The sequence below is a fragment of the Streptomyces capitiformicae genome, assembly GCF_002214185.1.
Classification (GTDB): domain Bacteria; phylum Actinomycetota; class Actinomycetes; order Streptomycetales; family Streptomycetaceae; genus Streptomyces; species Streptomyces capitiformicae.
The window spans coordinates 1,532,953-1,549,620 of sequence record NZ_CP022161.1; the positions used below are offsets into that span (position 1 = coordinate 1,532,953).

At 70.5% G+C, this 16,668-nt stretch carries 17 protein-coding genes; 13 read left to right on the forward strand and 4 right to left on the reverse strand.

Annotation, left to right across the window (positions count from 1 at the left end):
- The first annotated feature begins 67 nt into the window (after positions 1 to 67).
- The 7 genes from CES90_RS06845 to CES90_RS06875 all read left to right on the forward strand — a co-directional run bounded on the left by CES90_RS06845 (position 68) and on the right by CES90_RS06875 (position 7,741).
- Positions 68 to 1,804: a dynamin family protein gene (locus tag CES90_RS06845; RefSeq protein WP_189780458.1), complete on the forward strand. Its 1,737-nt coding sequence runs from the start codon at positions 68 to 70 to the stop codon at positions 1,802 to 1,804.
- Positions 1,801 to 2,682 carry a C39 family peptidase gene (locus tag CES90_RS06850; protein WP_189780459.1) on the forward strand — a complete coding sequence of 294 codons (882 nt, stop codon included), beginning with the start codon at positions 1,801 to 1,803 and terminating at the stop codon, positions 2,680 to 2,682. The genes CES90_RS06845 and CES90_RS06850 overlap by 4 nt, the downstream gene beginning before the upstream one ends.
- Positions 2,683 to 2,684: 2 nt before the next feature.
- Positions 2,685 to 3,698 carry a nucleotide exchange factor GrpE gene (grpE, locus tag CES90_RS06855; RefSeq protein ID WP_208921407.1) on the forward strand — a complete coding sequence of 338 codons (1,014 nt, stop codon included), beginning with the start codon at positions 2,685 to 2,687 and terminating at the stop codon, positions 3,696 to 3,698.
- A gap of 19 nt (positions 3,699 to 3,717) precedes the next feature.
- Positions 3,718 to 4,668, forward strand: coding sequence for a deoxyribose-phosphate aldolase (gene deoC / locus CES90_RS06860; RefSeq protein WP_189782442.1), 951 nt, complete (start codon positions 3,718 to 3,720; stop codon positions 4,666 to 4,668).
- Between the two features lie 5 nt (positions 4,669 to 4,673).
- A complete protein-coding gene (locus tag CES90_RS06865; RefSeq protein ID WP_189782379.1) occupies positions 4,674 to 6,110 on the forward strand; it encodes an aldehyde dehydrogenase family protein in 1,437 nt (478 codons plus the stop codon).
- Complete coding sequence (locus CES90_RS06870) at positions 6,103 to 6,990, forward strand: aldehyde dehydrogenase family protein (protein ID WP_189782378.1); 888 nt, start codon at positions 6,103 to 6,105, stop codon at positions 6,988 to 6,990. Before CES90_RS06865 ends, CES90_RS06870 begins: the two co-directional genes overlap by 8 nt.
- A 109-nt stretch (positions 6,991 to 7,099) precedes the next feature.
- Positions 7,100 to 7,741: a uridine kinase family protein gene (locus CES90_RS06875; protein ID WP_229913745.1), complete on the forward strand. Its 642-nt coding sequence runs from the start codon at positions 7,100 to 7,102 to the stop codon at positions 7,739 to 7,741.
- A gap of 215 nt (positions 7,742 to 7,956) precedes the next feature.
- Here CES90_RS06875 and CES90_RS06880 read toward each other — a convergent pair whose 3' ends face one another.
- Positions 7,957 to 8,721, reverse strand: a complete 765-nt coding sequence (locus CES90_RS06880; RefSeq protein ID WP_189782377.1) for a SigE family RNA polymerase sigma factor — start codon at positions 8,719 to 8,721, stop codon at positions 7,957 to 7,959.
- Positions 8,722 to 8,996: 275 nt separating this feature from the next.
- Here CES90_RS06880 and afsQ1 point away from each other — a divergent pair, with 275 nt between their 5' ends.
- The 5 genes from afsQ1 to CES90_RS06905 all read left to right on the forward strand — a co-directional run bounded on the left by afsQ1 (position 8,997) and on the right by CES90_RS06905 (position 12,912).
- On the forward strand, positions 8,997 to 9,674 hold the full coding sequence (afsQ1, locus tag CES90_RS06885) for a two-component system response regulator AfsQ1 (RefSeq protein ID WP_055515961.1): 678 nt from the start codon (positions 8,997 to 8,999) through the stop codon (positions 9,672 to 9,674).
- Positions 9,671 to 11,251, forward strand: coding sequence for a sensor histidine kinase (locus CES90_RS06890; protein WP_189782376.1), 1,581 nt, complete (start codon positions 9,671 to 9,673; stop codon positions 11,249 to 11,251). Before afsQ1 ends, CES90_RS06890 begins: the two co-directional genes overlap by 4 nt.
- Before the next feature lie 8 nt (positions 11,252 to 11,259).
- Positions 11,260 to 11,889, forward strand: a complete 630-nt coding sequence (locus CES90_RS06895) for a hypothetical protein (protein WP_189782375.1) — start codon at positions 11,260 to 11,262, stop codon at positions 11,887 to 11,889.
- 208 nt (positions 11,890 to 12,097) lie between these two features.
- Positions 12,098 to 12,577: a VanZ family protein gene (locus CES90_RS06900; RefSeq protein ID WP_373313310.1), complete on the forward strand. Its 480-nt coding sequence runs from the start codon at positions 12,098 to 12,100 to the stop codon at positions 12,575 to 12,577.
- Positions 12,578 to 12,711: 134 nt separating this feature from the next.
- Positions 12,712 to 12,912 carry a PspC domain-containing protein gene (locus CES90_RS06905; RefSeq protein WP_189782374.1) on the forward strand — a complete coding sequence of 67 codons (201 nt, stop codon included), beginning with the start codon at positions 12,712 to 12,714 and terminating at the stop codon, positions 12,910 to 12,912.
- A 95-nt stretch (positions 12,913 to 13,007) separates the two neighbouring features.
- Here the strand turns inward: CES90_RS06905 and CES90_RS06910 are convergent, their stop codons facing one another.
- Both CES90_RS06910 and CES90_RS06915 read right to left on the reverse strand, forming a co-directional pair.
- Positions 13,008 to 13,382, reverse strand: a complete 375-nt coding sequence (locus tag CES90_RS06910; RefSeq protein WP_189782373.1) for an ATP-binding protein — start codon at positions 13,380 to 13,382, stop codon at positions 13,008 to 13,010.
- 133 nt (positions 13,383 to 13,515) lie between these two features.
- Complete coding sequence (locus tag CES90_RS06915) at positions 13,516 to 14,679, reverse strand: adenosine deaminase (protein WP_189782372.1); 1,164 nt, start codon at positions 14,677 to 14,679, stop codon at positions 13,516 to 13,518.
- A gap of 113 nt (positions 14,680 to 14,792) precedes the next feature.
- Here CES90_RS06915 and CES90_RS06920 point away from each other — a divergent pair, with 113 nt between their 5' ends.
- Complete coding sequence (locus CES90_RS06920) at positions 14,793 to 15,542, forward strand: alpha/beta hydrolase (RefSeq protein WP_189782371.1); 750 nt, start codon at positions 14,793 to 14,795, stop codon at positions 15,540 to 15,542.
- A gap of 120 nt (positions 15,543 to 15,662) precedes the next feature.
- Here the strand turns inward: CES90_RS06920 and CES90_RS06925 are convergent, their stop codons facing one another.
- Complete coding sequence (locus CES90_RS06925; protein WP_189782370.1) at positions 15,663 to 16,643, reverse strand: LysR family transcriptional regulator; 981 nt, start codon at positions 16,641 to 16,643, stop codon at positions 15,663 to 15,665.
- Positions 16,644 to 16,668: the final 25 nt, after the last annotated feature.

Sequence of the window (16,668 nt, forward strand, 5' to 3'; positions counted from 1 at the left end):
ACTGGGCGTACGGGCCGTACTGGGCGTACGGGCCGTACGTCACGCCACGCGGCAGCGGGGTGACGGCATGCCGAGTACGGACGGCGACGCCCTACCACCGCACGACCAGGTCTTCGACAAGATCGCCCGGGCGATCGACCCGGCCGACCCCGTCGCGGGCGACCTCCGCACCGTCGTGGGCGCCGCGCGCGCCCGTATGGGGCGGCCGATGCGCGTGGCGGTGGCGGGCCAGATCAAACGCGGCAAGTCGACGCTGGTGAACGCGCTGCTCGGCGAAGAGGTGTCCGACACCGGGCAGTTGGAGCTGACGTTCAATGTCTGCGAGTTCCACCACGCCGAACGCCCCCGCCTGCTCGTCCACTTCAAGGACGGCCGGGCGACGGAGGAGTGGCCGCCGGAGGCGCTGTCCCGGCTGACCGTACGCTCGCCGGACGGGCTGGGTCTGCTGCGTTCGGTGCGCAAGGTGGAGGTGGGGCGGCCCAGCCCTCTGCTGCGCCGGTTCCGCCTGGTGGACACCCCTGGCCTCAGCAGTGTGCACGGCACCGACGCCGAGAACACCCTCGCCTTCCTCGGCATCGACGATCCCGCCGAGCGCGCGGCGGCGGCCAAGGTGCTCGAGGAGCTCGGCCAGGACGCCCGTTCGGTGCATGCCGAGAGCGCCGCCGAGATGGACCGGGCCGACGCGGTCGTCTTCGTGTTCAGCCGTGGTCTGGGCCGAGCCGACCAGCAGGCGGTGGAGTCCTTCACCGGGGCGTACGGGGAGGTGGTCAGCCCGCTGAAGGCGTTCGGGGTGCTCTCCCGCAGTGACCAGTACTGGCCTCCCGTGGGCGAGACCGGCCGGGACGGCATGCCCCTGGACCCGTCCGACTACTTCGGCTACGACCCGATGGCGACCGCCCGCCGTATCGCCGACTCCTACCTCGAACGGCCCCTGGTCCGGCGGGTGTTCCGCACGGTCGTGCCCGTCTCCGGGCTGCTCGGGGTGGGCGCGCAGTGCCTGCCCGGCGACGGGTTCGGGCCGCTCGCGGACCTGGCGAAGGTGGAGCCGCGGCTGCTGGCCGAGCGGATGGAGGACGTCCACCTGTTCTGCGTACGCGACTACCCGGACCTGCCCGTTCCGGCCGAGGTGCGGGCCGCGCTGGTGGGGCGGCTGGGCGCCTGGGGGGTGTTCCTGGCCGCCGGATTCCTCCGGGACGGGCTGGGCGAGGCGGCGGTGCGCGAGCGGTTGCTGGAGCGCAGCGGCGTGACCGAGCTGCGGAGTCTGGTGCTGCGGCACTTCGGCAACCGGGCCGCGCTGATCAAACTGGACCACGGGCAGCGCGAGATCGCGGACGCGGTGGCCCGGCTGCGGGCCACGGCGCAGCGCGCGGGACGGCGGCCGCCGCCGGTGGCGGACCGGATCGCGGGGCTGCTGGAGAGCATGCGGGTCAGCGACCCCGGGCCCTCCGAACTCGCCGCGCTGGGCGCCCACTACCGCAGCCGGCTGAACCTGACCGAGCGGGAGCGGGCCGAGCTCCTCGCGGTCACCGGAGAGCGGGGTACGAGCTGCGCGGCCCGGCTCGCGCTGCCGCCCGGCACCCCGGTCGACGTCCTGCTGGCGACGGCCCGCGAGCGCGCCGCCCACTGGGCCGCCCGCGCCGGAGACCCGCTGCTCGACCGGCAGACGCTCATGGTGGCGCGCGTGGTGCTGCGCTCCCACGAACGTGTGGCGGATCTCGTGGACCGGGCGCGCGTCCTGCTGTACGGGGACGACGAGCCGGTCGGACGGAACGGTGAACGGAACGGTGAGAGGAGTGCTCCATGAGCTGGGATCCGTACGACCCGGGTGCCGAGCCGGACTTCGGTCCGGGGCCGGACCCGACGACCGTCGAGGACCCGACGGCACCGCCGGGCATCGTGGATCCCTTCGCCGACCCCACGGCCGTACCGGATGTCGGCCCGGACGTGGGTCCGGACGTGGGTCCGGGCTTTGATCCGGGCTTTGGTCCGGGCTTTGGTCCGGGCTTTGATCCGGGCTTTGATCCGGGCTTTGGTCCGGATGAAGGCTCGGACGTCGGTCCGTCCGTCGGCGGTGTGCCCGATCTGCCGAACTTCGACCCCGCGCAGAGCGATCCCACCGCCGTGCTCGGCAACCCCGGTGCGGCCATGGACGTGTGGCAGCAGCACACCGGCGAGAACGCCTGCGCCATCGGAGCCCAGGGGATGGTGCTGGAGTACCTCACGGGTCAGCGCGTCAGTGAGGAGCAGCTGATCGACGAGGCGGCGAGCCAGGGGTGGTACGACGCGAACGGTACGGCGCCCGCCGACGTGGGGAATCTGCTCGAACTCCACGGTGTCCCCGTGCAGCAGGTGGAGGGTGCCTCCCTCGAACAGCTGGAAGGGGTGCTCGCTGACGGTGGCGCGGCGATCGTCGGCCTGGACGCCGACGAGATCTGGGCGCCGGGGCACGACCCCGGCGACGACACGGTCGGGGACGCGCCGGGGATCCCCGGTCAGGGGGCCAACCACGCCGTGTGGGTCACCGGCATCGACAACAGCGACCCCGCCAACCCGATGGTCGTGCTCAACGACTCCGGTCACCCCGACGGGCAGGGCCTGGAAGTGCCGCTCGACGAGTTCATGGGCGCCTGGCAGGACTCCGGCAACTTCCTCGTCGCCGCGGGCGCACCACGGGAGGTGTGACCATGAAGGCGGGGGACGCGAAGGGGGTCGAGCGGGACGTCGGCCGTCCCGGGGACCTGGCCGGGCTCGCCGCCAGGTGCGCCGACTGGCTCACTGCGGAACGGGACCGCATCGAGGGGGAGTTACGGGCCGAGTACGGCCGGCGGCCACCCCCGGCTGATCACCCACCGGCGGCCGCGGCCCCGCTCATCCAACTGCTGGACCGGATGGCCGAGTTGCCCCCGGCCGCCGGTTCGGTCGAAGGCCGAGCAGAAGGACGCGACCCGGTGCTGGACTGGGTGCGCCGTAGCGTACTGGCCGCGCTGGCCGCGTCCGGCGTCACCCCGGTCGAGGACACGGGCCCGGTGGACCCCACCCGGCACAACGTGGTGGCCACCCGCGACGACCCGTCCGGCCTGCGCCGCGGTGCCATCGCGGAGACGGTCCGACCGGGCTACCTGTGGGGCGAGGCGGTACTGCGTCACCAGGAGGTCGTCGCCTACATACCGCCCAGACAACCGGGCCCCGCGACGGCGTCGACGGATACCGCCGGGGAACGCCGCACGGCCGAACTCCTGGGGGAACGCCTGGGGGAACGCCTGGGGGAACGCCTGGGGGAACGCCTGGGGGAACGCCTGGGGTACGAGCCCGCCGACGAACCCTCGCGAGCCGACCTCACCGAGGAACCCTGGCAGTCCGGCCTCACCGAGGACCCCCCGGCATCCGGTCCCGAGGACAAACCTTGGCCACCCGATCCCGAAGACGAACCATGGGCGGCGCCCGGTCTTCAAGACAAACCCCGGCCACCCGACTCCCAAGAGAAACCCCAGGCACCCGGCCAACGCACACCACGCGCCCCGGCCCACCCGCCGGAGGCACCCCGCACCAAGCGACGGGCAGACCTACCGGCACCACCCCACACCAAGCCACGGACAGACACACCGACACCGACACCGCCCCGCCCCCCAACGAACCCCACACACCCCCGCCCAACCGCCGGAGGCAGACGTAGGGCTGTACACTCGCTACGCGCGTAGATATGCTCACCTGGTGACCATGTCCACAGCCGCACCCCACGCCCTAGCCGACGTCACCACATCCGATCGCACACTCCGCCGCTTCCTCCACGGACTCCCCGGCGTAGACCCGGTCGGCCTGGAGGCCCGCGCCGCCTCCCTCGGCACCCGTTCCATCAAGACGACCGCCAAGGCGTACGCCATCGACCTGGCCATCTCGATGGTCGATCTGACGACCCTGGAAGGCGCGGACACCCCGGGCAAGGTCCGGGCCCTCGGCGCCAAGGCGGTCCACCCCGACCCGACCGACCGCGCCACACCCCCGACCGCGGCCGTCTGCGTCTACCCCGACATGGTGGCCGCGGCCAAGGAAGCCGTCGCGGGCTCGAGCGTGAAGGTCGCCTCGGTCGCCACGGCGTTCCCCGCGGGCCGCGCCCCCCTCGCCGTGAAGCTGGCGGACGTCCGCGAGGCCGTCACCGCAGGCGCCGACGAGATCGACATGGTCATCGACCGCGGCGCGTTCCTCGCGGGCGACTACATGAAGGTTTTCACCGAGATCGTCGCCGTGAAAGAGGCCTGCGGACTCGCCCGTCTGAAGGTCATCTTCGAAACGGGCGAACTCTCGACGTACGACAACATCCGCAGGGCCAGCTGGCTCGGCATGCTCGCCGGTGCGGACTTCATCAAGACGTCCACCGGCAAGGTCGCGGTCAACGCCACCCCCGCGAACACGCTGCTTATGCTGGAAGCGGTACGAGACTTCCGTACCCAGACCGGCATCCAGGTCGGCGTGAAGCCCGCCGGCGGCATCCGCACCACCAAGGACGCCATCAAGTTCCTCGTCCTGGTCAACGAGACGACCGGCGAGGACTGGCTGGACAACCACTGGTTCCGCTTCGGCGCCTCCTCGCTCCTGAACGACCTGCTGATGCAGCGTCAGAAGCTGGCCACCGGCCGCTACTCCGGCCCCGACTACGTGACGGTGGACTGATCACCATGGCATCGGCATTCGATTACGCACCGGCCCCCGAGTCCCGCGCGATCGTGGACATCGCCCCGTCCTACGGCCTGTTCATCGACGGCGAGTTCACCGAGGCCGCCGACGGCAAGGTCTTCAAGACGGTCAGCCCCGCCTCCGAGGAGGTCCTCGCCGAGATCGCCCAGGCGGGCGAGGCGGACGTGGACCGCGCGGTGCAGGCGGCCCGCAAGGCGTTCGAGAAGTGGTCCGCGCTCCCCGGCACGGAACGCGCGAAGTACCTCTTCCGCATCGCCCGCATCATCCAGGAACGCAGCCGCGAACTGGCCGTCCTGGAAACCCTCGACAACGGCAAGCCCATCAAGGAGACCCGCGACGCCGACCTCCCCCTGGTCGCCGCGCACTTCTTCTACTACGCGGGCTGGGCCGACAAACTCGACCACGCCGGCTTCGGCACGGACCCCCGGCCACTGGGCGTGGCAGGCCAGGTCATCCCCTGGAACTTCCCCCTCCTGATGCTGGCGTGGAAGATCGCCCCGGCCCTGGCGACAGGCAACACGGTGGTCCTGAAGCCCGCCGAGACGACCCCCCTCTCGGCCCTGTTCTTCGCGGACATCTGCCGCCAGGCAGGCCTGCCGAAGGGCGTCGTCAACATCCTCCCGGGCTACGGCGACACGGGCGCGGCACTGGTCGCGCACCCGGACGTCAACAAGGTCGCCTTCACCGGCTCCACAGCCGTAGGCAAGGAGATCGCGAAAACAGTCGCCGGCACCCACAAGAAGCTCACCCTCGAACTGGGCGGCAAGGGTGCGAACATCGTCTTCGACGACGCCCCGATCGACCAGGCGGTGGAAGGGATCGTCAACGGGATCTTCTTCAACCAGGGCCAGGTCTGCTGCGCGGGCAGCCGCCTCCTCGTCCAGGAGTCGATCCAGGAGGAGCTCCTCGACTCCCTGAAGCGGAGGCTCTCCACGCTCCGCCTGGGCGACCCCCTCGACAAGAACACGGACATCGGCGCGATCAACTCCGAGGAACAGCTCTCGCGCATCACCTCGCTCGTCGAGCGCGGCGAGGCGGAGGGCGCCGAACGCTGGTCCTTGGCCTGCGAACTGCCCACGTCCGGCTACTGGTTCGCCCCGACGCTCTTCACGAACGTCACCCAGGCACACACCATCGCGCGGGACGAGATCTTCGGCCCGGTGCTGTCGGTCCTCACCTTCCGCACTCCGGACGAGGCCGTCGCCAAGGCCAACAACACCCAGTACGGCCTCTCGGCGGGCATCTGGACCGAGAAGGGCTCCCGGATCCTGGCCGTCGCGAACAAGCTCCGCGCGGGCGTCGTCTGGTCCAACACGTTCAACAAGTTCGACCCGACCTCGCCGTTCGGCGGCTACAAGGAGTCGGGCTTCGGCCGCGAGGGCGGCCGCCACGGCCTGGAGGCGTACCTCGATGTCTGACCGTTTGAGCGTCTTCAAGACCTACAAGCTGTACGTCGGGGGCAAGTTCCCCCGCTCCGAAAGCGGCCGGGTGTACGAAGTGACCGATGCAAAGGGCCAGTGGCTGGCGAACGCACCGCTCTCCTCCCGCAAGGACGCCCGTGACGCGGTCGTCGCGGCCCGCAAGGCGTTCAGCGCCTGGTCGGGCGCGACGGCGTACAACCGGGGCCAGATCCTCTACCGAGTGGCGGAGATGCTGGAGGGCCGCAAGGCCCAGTTCGTCCGCGAGGTGGCCGACGCCGAGGGCCTGTCGAAGTCCAAGGCCGCGGACCAGGTGGACGCGACGATCGACCGCTGGGTCTGGTACGCGGGCTGGACCGACAAGATCGCCCAGGTGGTCGGCGGCGGAAACCCGGTCGCGGGCCCGTACTTCAACCTCTCCACCCCCGAGCCGACCGGCGTCGTAGCCGTCGTCGCCCCCCAGGAGTCGTCCTTCCTGGGCCTGGTCTCGGTGGTGGCCCCGGTGATCGCCACGGGCAACACGGCGGTAGTGGTGGCGAGCGAGAAGTCCCCCCTCCCGTCGCTCTCCCTCGGCGAGGTCCTCGCCACGTCCGACGTCCCCGGCGGCGTGGTCAACATCCTCTCCGGCCGCACGGCGGAGATCGCGACCCCGCTCGCCGCCCACCAGGACGTCAACGCGATCGACCTGGCCGGCGCGGACGACGTACTGGCGAAGGAACTGGAGATCGCGGCCGCCGACAACCTGAAGCGGGTCCTTCGTCCACAGCCTGTGGACAACTGGTCGACGCCCCCCGGAATCGACCGTATGACGGCGTTCCTGGAGACGAAGACGGTCTGGCACCCGACAGGCTCGCTGGGCGCGTCGGGGTCGTCGTACTGAGAAGGCACCTCAAGGCCGGGGTGGCCGCCCCGGCCTTGAGGTGTGATGTTGCGCCAAAGGCGACCCGCCGTCTCGGCGGGAGCCGCTCGATGCCTCACACTGGACTCTCGTGAGTTCGCATCCCCCGATACATCCCCCGATACCGACCCGGGTCGTCCTGCTGTCCGGTCCGTCCGGCTCGGGCAAGTCCCTGCTCGCCGCCCGTTCCGCCCTGCCCGTGCTGCGGCTGGACGACTTCTACAAGGAGGGCGACGACCCGACGCTGCCCCTGGTGGAAGGCAGCTCGGACATCGACTGGGACCACCCGCTGTCGTGGGACGCGGACACCGCCGTCGCGGCGATCGAGGAACTGTGCCGCACGGGCCGTACGACCGTGCCGACGTACGACATCTCCCTCAGCGCCCGCACCGGCGCGGAGGCGCTGCACATCGAGCGGACCCCGCTGTTCATCGCGGAGGGCATCTTCGCCGCCGAGATCGTCGAGCGCTGCCGGGAGTTGGGTGTACTGGCGGATGCCCTGTGCCTGACCCGGGGCCCGGTGAAGACCTTCCGCCGCCGTTTCCTGCGCGATCTGAAGGAGGGCCGCAAGTCGGTGCCGTTCCTGCTGCGGCGCGGCTGGCGGCTGATGCGTCAGGAACGCTCGATCGTGGCCCGCCAGACGGAGTTGGGCGCCCATCCCTGCGACAAGGCCGAGGCCCTGGGCCGCTTGGCCGCGGCCGCCGAGGGCCGCTGCGCACAGGCGGCGACGTAACAGCCGTACGGCACCGCAAGCCCCGTGGACACAAACAAAAGCGGGACTGGACGGACCCCCCGGCCCTCCAGTCCCGCTTCCCCCGTTTTCCTGCTTCCCCCGTTTTCCCCTTGTCCCCGGCGCGGCCCCGTGTCCCCCGTGGCCCCGCCGGTTCCTCTGTCCCCCCCCCGGGTACTCCCCCGTTACCTACTTCACTTACTTCCCCCCGCAGACCTTCAGGCGACAAGCTCCCCGAAGGACTCCTCCTCGTCACGGCCGAAGCTGAGGACCTCGTCCTCGCGCAGCCGGCGGAGGGACCGCCAGATGCTGGACTTCACCGTGCCGACACTGATGTCGAGGATCTCCGCGATCTCCGGGTCCGTGCGGCCCTCGTAGTAACGCAGGACCAGCATGGTGCGCTGGAGTTCGGGGAGCCGGGCGAGCGCCTGCCACAGGACGGCGCGCAGTTCGGTGCCGCGCATGGCGTCCGTGTCGCCGGCGGTCTCCGGCAGCTCCTCGGTCGGGTACTCGTTCAGCTTGCGGCGGCGCCACGCGCTGATGTGCAAGTTCGTCATGGTGCGGCGGAGGTAGCCCCCGACCGCGGCCTTGTCGCTGATCCGGTCCCATGCCTTGTACGTCGAGAAGAGGGCGCTCTGGAGGAGGTCCTCGGCCTCGAAGCGGTCACCGGTCAGGTGGTAGGCGGTTGCGTACAGGGAGGCACGACGCTCCTGGACGTAGGCGGTGAACTCCGCCTCCGACACAGAACGGCGCTCCCCCGTGCCCTCCCCGTACGCGGCCGCGACCCCCGTTCCCCCGTGGGTCACCCCCGTGGTGCTTCCCCCCACATGCGCGTCAACCACCGACATGTACGTGGTGTGCTGACGCCCGGTGCCGCGAGCGCACCCCCGCCCGCTCACGGCACCGGACTTCTCCGTGTTCCGGATGACGTCGTGGAGACGCGTGACAACTGCGCTAGTGCTGGTGCTGTGCAGCGTGTTCATCTCGCGCCCCCCGTCGTGGAGTTCCGGTCGTTCGCCCCGCCGCTCGGTCCGTCGGGCGGTGCTTCCTTGCCTGTGCCGAAAAGACTGCCCGGCCACCTTCATGGCTGTGTCCGCCGACTGTCACAGACCTGTCACAGGGGTCGGCCTCAGGGAAGACACAGCTTGATCACAGAGAAGAGTCGTACGGCTACGCGGACGGCACGATCATGTGGGAGAGATGGGTGGGAGCGCTCCAACGGTCGATTCGGCGCCATGCCATGGGCCAGAATGAGCCCGTGCCTTCCCTGTTGCTGATCGAGGACGACGACGCCATCCGCACGGCCCTGGAGCTCTCACTGACGCGCCAGGGGCACCGTGTCGCCACCGCCGCCACCGGCGAGGATGGTCTCAAGCTGCTGCGCGAACAGCGGCCGGATCTGATCGTTTTGGACGTGATGCTGCCCGGCATCGACGGCTTCGAGGTGTGCCGGCGGATCCGGCGCACCGACCAGCTGCCGATCATCCTGCTGACCGCGCGCAGCGACGACATCGACGTCGTGGTGGGCCTGGAGTCCGGTGCCGACGACTACGTGGTCAAGCCCGTGCAGGGGCGGGTGCTGGACGCCCGTATCCGCGCGGTGCTGCGGCGCGGTGAGCGCGAGGCCAATGACGCGGCGACCTTCGGCAGCCTTGTGATCGACCGTGCGGCGATGACGGTGACGAAGAACGGCGAGGACCTCCAGCTGACGCCCACCGAGCTGCGGTTGCTCCTGGAGCTGAGCCGCCGGCCCGGACAGGCCCTGTCGCGGCAGCAGTTGCTGCGTCTGGTGTGGGAGCACGACTATCTGGGCGACTCCCGGCTGGTGGACGCGTGCGTGCAGCGGCTGCGCGCCAAGGTCGAGGACGTGCCGTCGTCGCCGACCCTGATCCGTACCGTGCGTGGTGTCGGCTACCGGCTGGACGTTCCTCAGTGACGGAGGCCCGAAGGGGGATCCGCGGCTGGTCCGCGGCTCGCAGGAAAGTACAGTCACGGATCCGTTTCACGAGTCTGCGGCTGCGTCTGGTGGTCGTCTTCGGGCTGGTTGCGCTCACGGCGGCCGTGTCGGCGTCCGGGATCGCGTACTGGCTCAACCGCGAGGCCGTGCAGACGCGGGCGCAGAACGCGGCGCTCAACGACTTCGAGCGGGAGATGCAGAGCCATGTGAGCACGCTGCGCCCGAACCCGACGCAGGAGCAACTGCGCGTCGCGGCACGGAGGATGGCGGAGGGCGGCGAGCGGTCCAGTGTGCTGCTCGTCGCCGAGGGCGCCGACGGCCGGACGGTGACCGGGTCCTCGACCGACAACTCACTGGACGGCTTCTCGCTGGAGGACGTGCCCGCGTCCCTGCAGAAGGCCGTCAACAAGCGGCAGAAGATCACGTCCGGCAACAGGCACGCGTATCACGTGTACTGGCAGCGTGTCATCGACGGCGATACCCCCTACCTGGTGGGCGGCGCGAAGATGATCGGCGGGGGGCCGACCGGCTATGTGCGCAAGTCCCTCGCCTCGGAGGCGAAGGACCTCAACTCGCTGGCCTGGTCGCTCGGCATCGCGACGGGTCTGTCGCTCATCGGCTCGGCGTTGCTCGCGCAGGCCGCCGCGACGACCGTGCTGAAGCCGGTACAGCGGCTCGGTGTCGCCGCCCGGCGGCTCGGCGAGGGCAAGCTCGACACCCGGCTCAGGGTCTCCGGCACGGACGAACTGGCCGATCTCTCCCGGACGTTCAACCTCGCGGCGGAGTCCCTGGAGAAGAAGGTCGACGACATGAGCGCCCGCGAGGAGGCATCCCGGCGTTTCGTCGCCGACATGTCCCATGAGCTGCGTACGCCACTGACGGCGATCACGGCCGTCACGGAGGTGCTGGAGGAGGAGTTGGACGCCGACACGGGCAGCCTCGATCCCATGATCGAGCCGGCGGTACGACTCGTCGTCAGCGAGACACGACGGCTCAACGACCTGGTCGAGAACCTGATGGAGGTGACCCGCTTCGACGCGGGCACGGCCAGGCTGGTCCTCGACGACGTGGACATCGCCGACCAGATCACCGCCTGCATCGACGCCCGCGCCTGGCTGGACGCGGTGGAGCTGGACGCCGAGCGCGGCATCATGGCCAATCTGGACCCGCGCCGCCTGGACGTGATCATGGCGAACCTGATCGGCAACGCGCTCAAGCACGGCGGTTCGCCGGTTCGGGTCTCGGTCCGCGAGGAGGGCGAGGACCTGGTCATCGACGTCCAGGACCACGGTCCGGGCATCCCCGAGGATGTCCTCCCGCACGTCTTCGACCGGTTCTACAAGGCGAGCGCCTCCCGCCCGCGCTCCGAGGGCAGCGGGCTCGGTCTGTCCATCGCCCTGGAGAACGCCCACATCCACGGCGGTGAGATCACCGCCGCCAACTCCCCCAAGGGCGGCGCTGTGTTCACCCTGCGCCTGCCCCGGGACGCGGCCCCGCTGATCGCACAGGAGCGGGACGACGGCGACACGGAGGATACCGAGGGGGACGTGCAGTGAGACGGGCAGTGACGATACGAGGCGTACGCGCCCGAGACGTACGGGTGCTGGGCGTGGTCGGCGTCCTCGCCGGGCTGCTCGCGGGCTGCGGCATCCGTGCCACGCAGGTGCCGACGGACTTCGGTCCGGCGCCCTCGATGGTGCCCTGCGAGCTGTCGGTGACGGACCTCGCGACGCAGGCCACGCCGTCCGGCATACCCGTCGAGGTGTTCCTGCTCTGCTCCGGGGCACTCGTGCGGGTCAACCGCTCGGTGCAGGTCACCGAGGGCGCCGACGAGACGCAGCGGCGGGATGTGGTCGCCCAGAGTCTGCTGGACGCCCTGGCCGGGGACCCATCCGACGCCGAGGACGAGGCCGGCTACCGGACCGCCGTCCCGACCGGCCTCACGGTGACCGGCCCCCGCCCCGCCGATCCCGTCGACACCCTCCGCCTCTCCACCCCGCCGGACGCCCTGCCCCAGTACGCCCTCGCCCAGATCGTCTGCACCTTCGCCGACTCCGCGGCCGCCGGCGACAACGGCTCGGTCGTCCTCGGCAGCACCAGCGCCGACACCTTGCGTCGCTACGACTGCACCGCGGAGGTCCAGTCGAACCCGGGCTCGGGAACACCGCCGTCGACGGAGGTCGGGGTTTCCTGAGCCGGGCACCGGGGCCGCGCGCTTTCCCGCGCGGTCGTTACGGTCCCGGTCGTTTACGGTCCCGGTCGTTACGGTTCCCGGACAAACCGGCGGAACCGATCGTGCCGGAGGGCGCGTCTTGGGGGGCGTGCAGTGTCTAGGTACGTACGGCGGTAGCGCCGGGGTCCGTGTTCGTGCGGCGGGGGGTGTCCTCCTCGTCGCACATCTCGTGCTCGTTGCCTGGATCACGCTGCGTCCGCTGGACGTCACCTGGGTGAGTGCCGCGAACCTGCGGCCGTTCGCGGGGATCAGAGCGGATCTGGCCCTGGGGTGGCCGGAGGCCGCGCTGCGGATCGGTGAGGGGCTCGCGCTGCTGGCCCCGCTGGGTGTGCTGTTGCCGATGGCGCACGGCAGACTGGCGGTCTCGCCGATCGCGTCGCTGGCCCGGGCGGTCGCGGCCGGGGCGCTGCTGTCGCTGGCCATCGAGCTGTTGCAGACCGGGGTGCCCGGTCAGGTCGTCGACATCGACTCGATCCTGCTGAACACGGTCGGCGTGGGGCTGGCCCACCTCGCGGTCGTGCCCGTGGTCAGGGTGGCACTCCGCCGCCGGGCCGAGACCCGGGTCCGGGCGGACCTTCCCCGGGAGAAGACCTCGGAGACCTCTCAGGGTCGGACCCCGACGATTCCCAGGGTCGGAATAGCTCCATAGAGGGACGCTTCGTCCGCTTCGTCACCGTAGCGTCGAAGGTGTGGAAAAGAGAGCGGCGGCCAACGGGAGGCCCCGCCCCACGGTCGACCGCGGATCGCCCGTGGCCGACGATCTACGCCGACGAAGGAGCCCTCATGAGCCGCCTTGCCCGCCCCGCGGAAGGCCGGATGATCGGCGGAGTGTGCGCAGCGCTGGCACGGCGCTTCGGCACCTCCGCCACCACGATGCGCGTGATCTTCGTGCTGTCGTGTCTGCTTCCGGGCCCGCAGTTCCTGCTGTACATAGCCCTGTGGATCCTGCTCCCCTCGGAGGGCAAGGCCCGCACGGCTTGGTGACGCGCGACGACGACTGACACGCAGCGACGACTGACGCGTACGCCGATGGGGCGCACCCCCTCAGGGGATGCGCCCCATCCATGTCCGTACGAGCCTCAGACTCCGCTGCCGAGCGGCTGGCCGTTCAGGCCGAGGCCTTCGGCGGGGAGGGTCTGACCGGCGGGGATGCCGCCGAGCAGTCCGCCGACGGGGGCGGCCGGGCCCTCTGCGAGGACGGGGGCGGCGGCGGGGTGCGCGGCCTCAAGCCCGGCGCCGAGCGTCCGCTGCCCCTGGTCGACGGTCCCGGTGGCACCCGGCAGCGCCTGCGAGACGTTCTCCAAGGGCAGCGCCTGCGAGACGGTGCCCAGGGCCTGGGAGGGGTCGGGGGCGCCCGGCACGCCCGGGGCGGCGTTCGCGGCGCCCGCGCCCGCAGCGGCGAAGGCGACACCGAGAGCGGCGACACCGAGGGTCTTGGCAGCAGACTGCTTCATGTTGAATGCGTCCTTGAATGCGTTTGACGGGTGGTGAGCGGTGCTCGAAACGTAAACACCGAAGTCCCGCCGGAGGCAAACATCGGAAAACGGCCGCGTCGCCGTTGACGTGACCGTTTCCCGAGTGCGCGGTTCAGCTCTCTTCGCCGACAGAGCCGCTGGTGGACGCCGTCTGACGGAACAGCCATTCGGATTTCAACTCGGCATATCCGGGCTTGATCACGTCATTGATCATGGCCAGTCGTTCATCGAAAGGAATGAATGCCGACTTCATGGAATTGACCGAGAACCACTGCATGTCGTCGAGCGTGTAGCCGAAGGCCTCGACCAGATGCTCGAACTCGCGGCTCATGCTGGTGTGGGACATCAGTCGGTTGTCGGTGTTCACGGTGACCCGGAAGTGCAGTCGCCGCAGCAGCCCGATGGGGTGCTCGGCGTAGGAACGGGCGGCGCCGGTCTGGAGGTTGGAGCTGGGGCACAGCTCCAACGGGATGCGCTTGTCGCGGACGTAGGAGGCGAGGCGGCCGAGCTTTACGGAGCCGTCCTCGTGGACCTGGATGTCGTCGATGATGCGGACGCCATGGCCGAGCCGATCAGCGCCGCACCACTGGAGCGCCTGCCAGATGGAGGGGAGTCCGAAGGCCTCACCGGCGTGGATGGTGAAGTGGTTGTTCTCCCGCTTGAGGTACTCGAAGGCGTCGAGGTGCCGGGTGGGCGGGTAGCCGGCCTCGGCGCCGGCGATGTCGAAGCCGACGACGCCCAGGTCTCGGTAGCGGTTGGCGAGTTCGGCGATCTCCAGGGCGCGGGCGGCGTGCCGCATGGCGGTGAGCAGGGCGCCGACCCGGATGCGGTGGCCGGCGGCCTTGGCTCGCCGCTCGCCCTCCCGAAAGCCCTCGTTGACGGCCTCGACGACTTCTTCGAGGCTGAGCCCGGCGTCGAGGTGCTGTTCGGGGGCGTAGCGCACCTCGGCGTAGACGACCCCGTCGGCGGCGAGGTCCTCGGCGCACTCGGCGGCTACGCGGAAGAGGGCGTCGCGGGTCTGCATCACGCCGACGGTGTGGGAGAAGGTCTCCAGGTACCGCTCCAGGGACCCGGAGTCGGCGGCCTCGCGGAACCAGACGCCGAGCCGGTCGGGGTCGGTCTCCGGGAGGTGGGAGTACCCGCTGTCGCGGGCGAGTTCGACGATGGTTCCGGGGCGGAGGCCGCCGTCGAGGTGGTCGTGCAGCAGAACCTTGGGCGCCCGGCGGATCTGGTCCGAGTCCGGGGTGCCTCCGGTCCGGTCAGTCTGGTTCGTCATTTTCGCACGATAACGCCTACGCGCGTAGAGCGCCTGTCGGGCGATGCCGTCGATACCCAACGGTGACCCACAGGACGGGTTGTGTACACCATCTCTTCTGACACTGTTCTGTCATGGCGCACCAAGCAATGCCGGTCCGGCCGCCCCGACTTGGACGGCCGATCGGCCCGGAGCCGAGCACGGTGGGCGGAGTCGTCCTGCTCCTCCCGGCCGGTGACGAGGCGTCCACCCGCAGACCCTCCCCCGTGGTGGCGACCGCCTCCGTACGCGCCCTCGGCCGCCGGCTCGCCCGCGCCGGGCGCGGCGAGGGCCTGGCGACGCACGTCGTGCACTACCGCTACCGGGGCTGGCACGGCACGGAGGCGCGGCTCGCGCGCGATGCCGAGTGGGCCGCGGACGAGGTGGTCCGGCGCTACGGGGATGTGCCGGTGTGCCTGGTGGGACTCCACATGGGGGCGCGGGCCGCGCTGCACGCGGGTGGGCACGATGCCGTCAACTCCGTGCTGGCCATCGCTCCTTGGTTGCCCGAGGAGGATGTGGCCGCGCCGCCCGAACCGGTGAAACAGTTGTCGGGGCGGCGGGTGTTGATCGTGCACGGCACGAACGATGAGCGGGTCGATCCTGAGCTGTCGTTCCGGTTCGCCGCGCGGGCGAAGAAGACGAACCCCGACATCTGCCGGTTCGAGGTGCATGCGGATCGGCATGGGTTGCAGCAGTACCGGGACGAGGTCTACGCGCTGGCCTCGGACTTTGTGATGGGGGCGTTGTTCGGGCGGGCGTTTTCCCGGCCGGTGGAGGATGCGTTGGCGGCTCCGCCTCCGTTGGGGTTGCGTATGCCGCTTGCCTCCGGCTTTGGGCGGTGACGCCTCTGCCTCCGGCTTCGGGCGGTGACGCCTCGGGAGGGGCGGCTGGGGTTTGTGGCGCGGCTGCGGGTGGGTGGGGGGTTGATCGCGCAGTTCCCCGCGCCCCTGGTCGGCTGCTGCTCAGCTCGTCAGCAAGTTGCCCCTTCTTGAGAGCAGGAACTTCTTGAAGGCTGCTACCGGTGGGGTGTCCGGGTGGCCTTCCAGCCAGGCGACTCCGATTTCTCTGGCGGCCCTCGGGGCTGTGACCGTCAGTTCCACGACCCCTGGCCTGGGGACTGCGGGAGGTGGGAGGAGGGCTACGCCCAATCCCGCCGCCACCAGGCCCCGCAGCGTTTCCGCCTCCTCTCCCTCGAAGGCGATACGAGGCTTGAAGCCGGCCTCCTTGCAGAGGTCGTCGGTGATGCGGCGCATGCCGTAGCCGGGTTCGAGGGTGACGAAGGTTTCGTCGGCGGCTTCGGCGAGGCGGATGCGTTTGCGGGCGGCGAGGCGGTGGTCGGCGGGGACGACCAGGCGGAGTTTCTGTTCGTCGAGGCGGCGGGCCACGAGGTCGGGGGCGTCGGGGACGGGGGACGTGAGGCAGAGGTCCAGCTCGCCGGCGCGCAGGCGTTCGATCATGGCCTCGCCGTAGTTCTGGACGAGGCTGAAGCGGACGCGGGGGTGTTCGGCACGGAAGGCCTGGAGGAGGCCGGGGACGGTTTCGGCGCCCATGGTGTGCAGGAAGCCGAAGGCGACCTTGCCGGTGGCCGGGTCGGCGTCGGCGCGGACCTCGTCGGCGGCGCGTTCGATCTCGGCGAGGGCGCGTTCCACGGAGGCGTGGAAGGTGCGTCCGGCGTGGGTGAGGGAGACCGTGCGGCCGCGGCGGGCGAACAGGTCGACGCCCAGGTCCTGTTCGAGCCGGACCATCGCCCGGGACAGGGTCGACTGCGGGACCTGCATCTCCTGCGCGGCCCGGGTGACGTGCTCGGTGCGGGCGACCCCGGCGAAGTAGGCGAGGCGCGGGGCGAGCCGCAGGACGATGTCCTCGATACTCTCCCTGCCCTCGATGTCTTCTGTGTCACCGGACGGTGACAGGCGCGCCTCTGACCTCTGCTGATGCATCACGGGAACGATTATGAAGGTTCCGTGC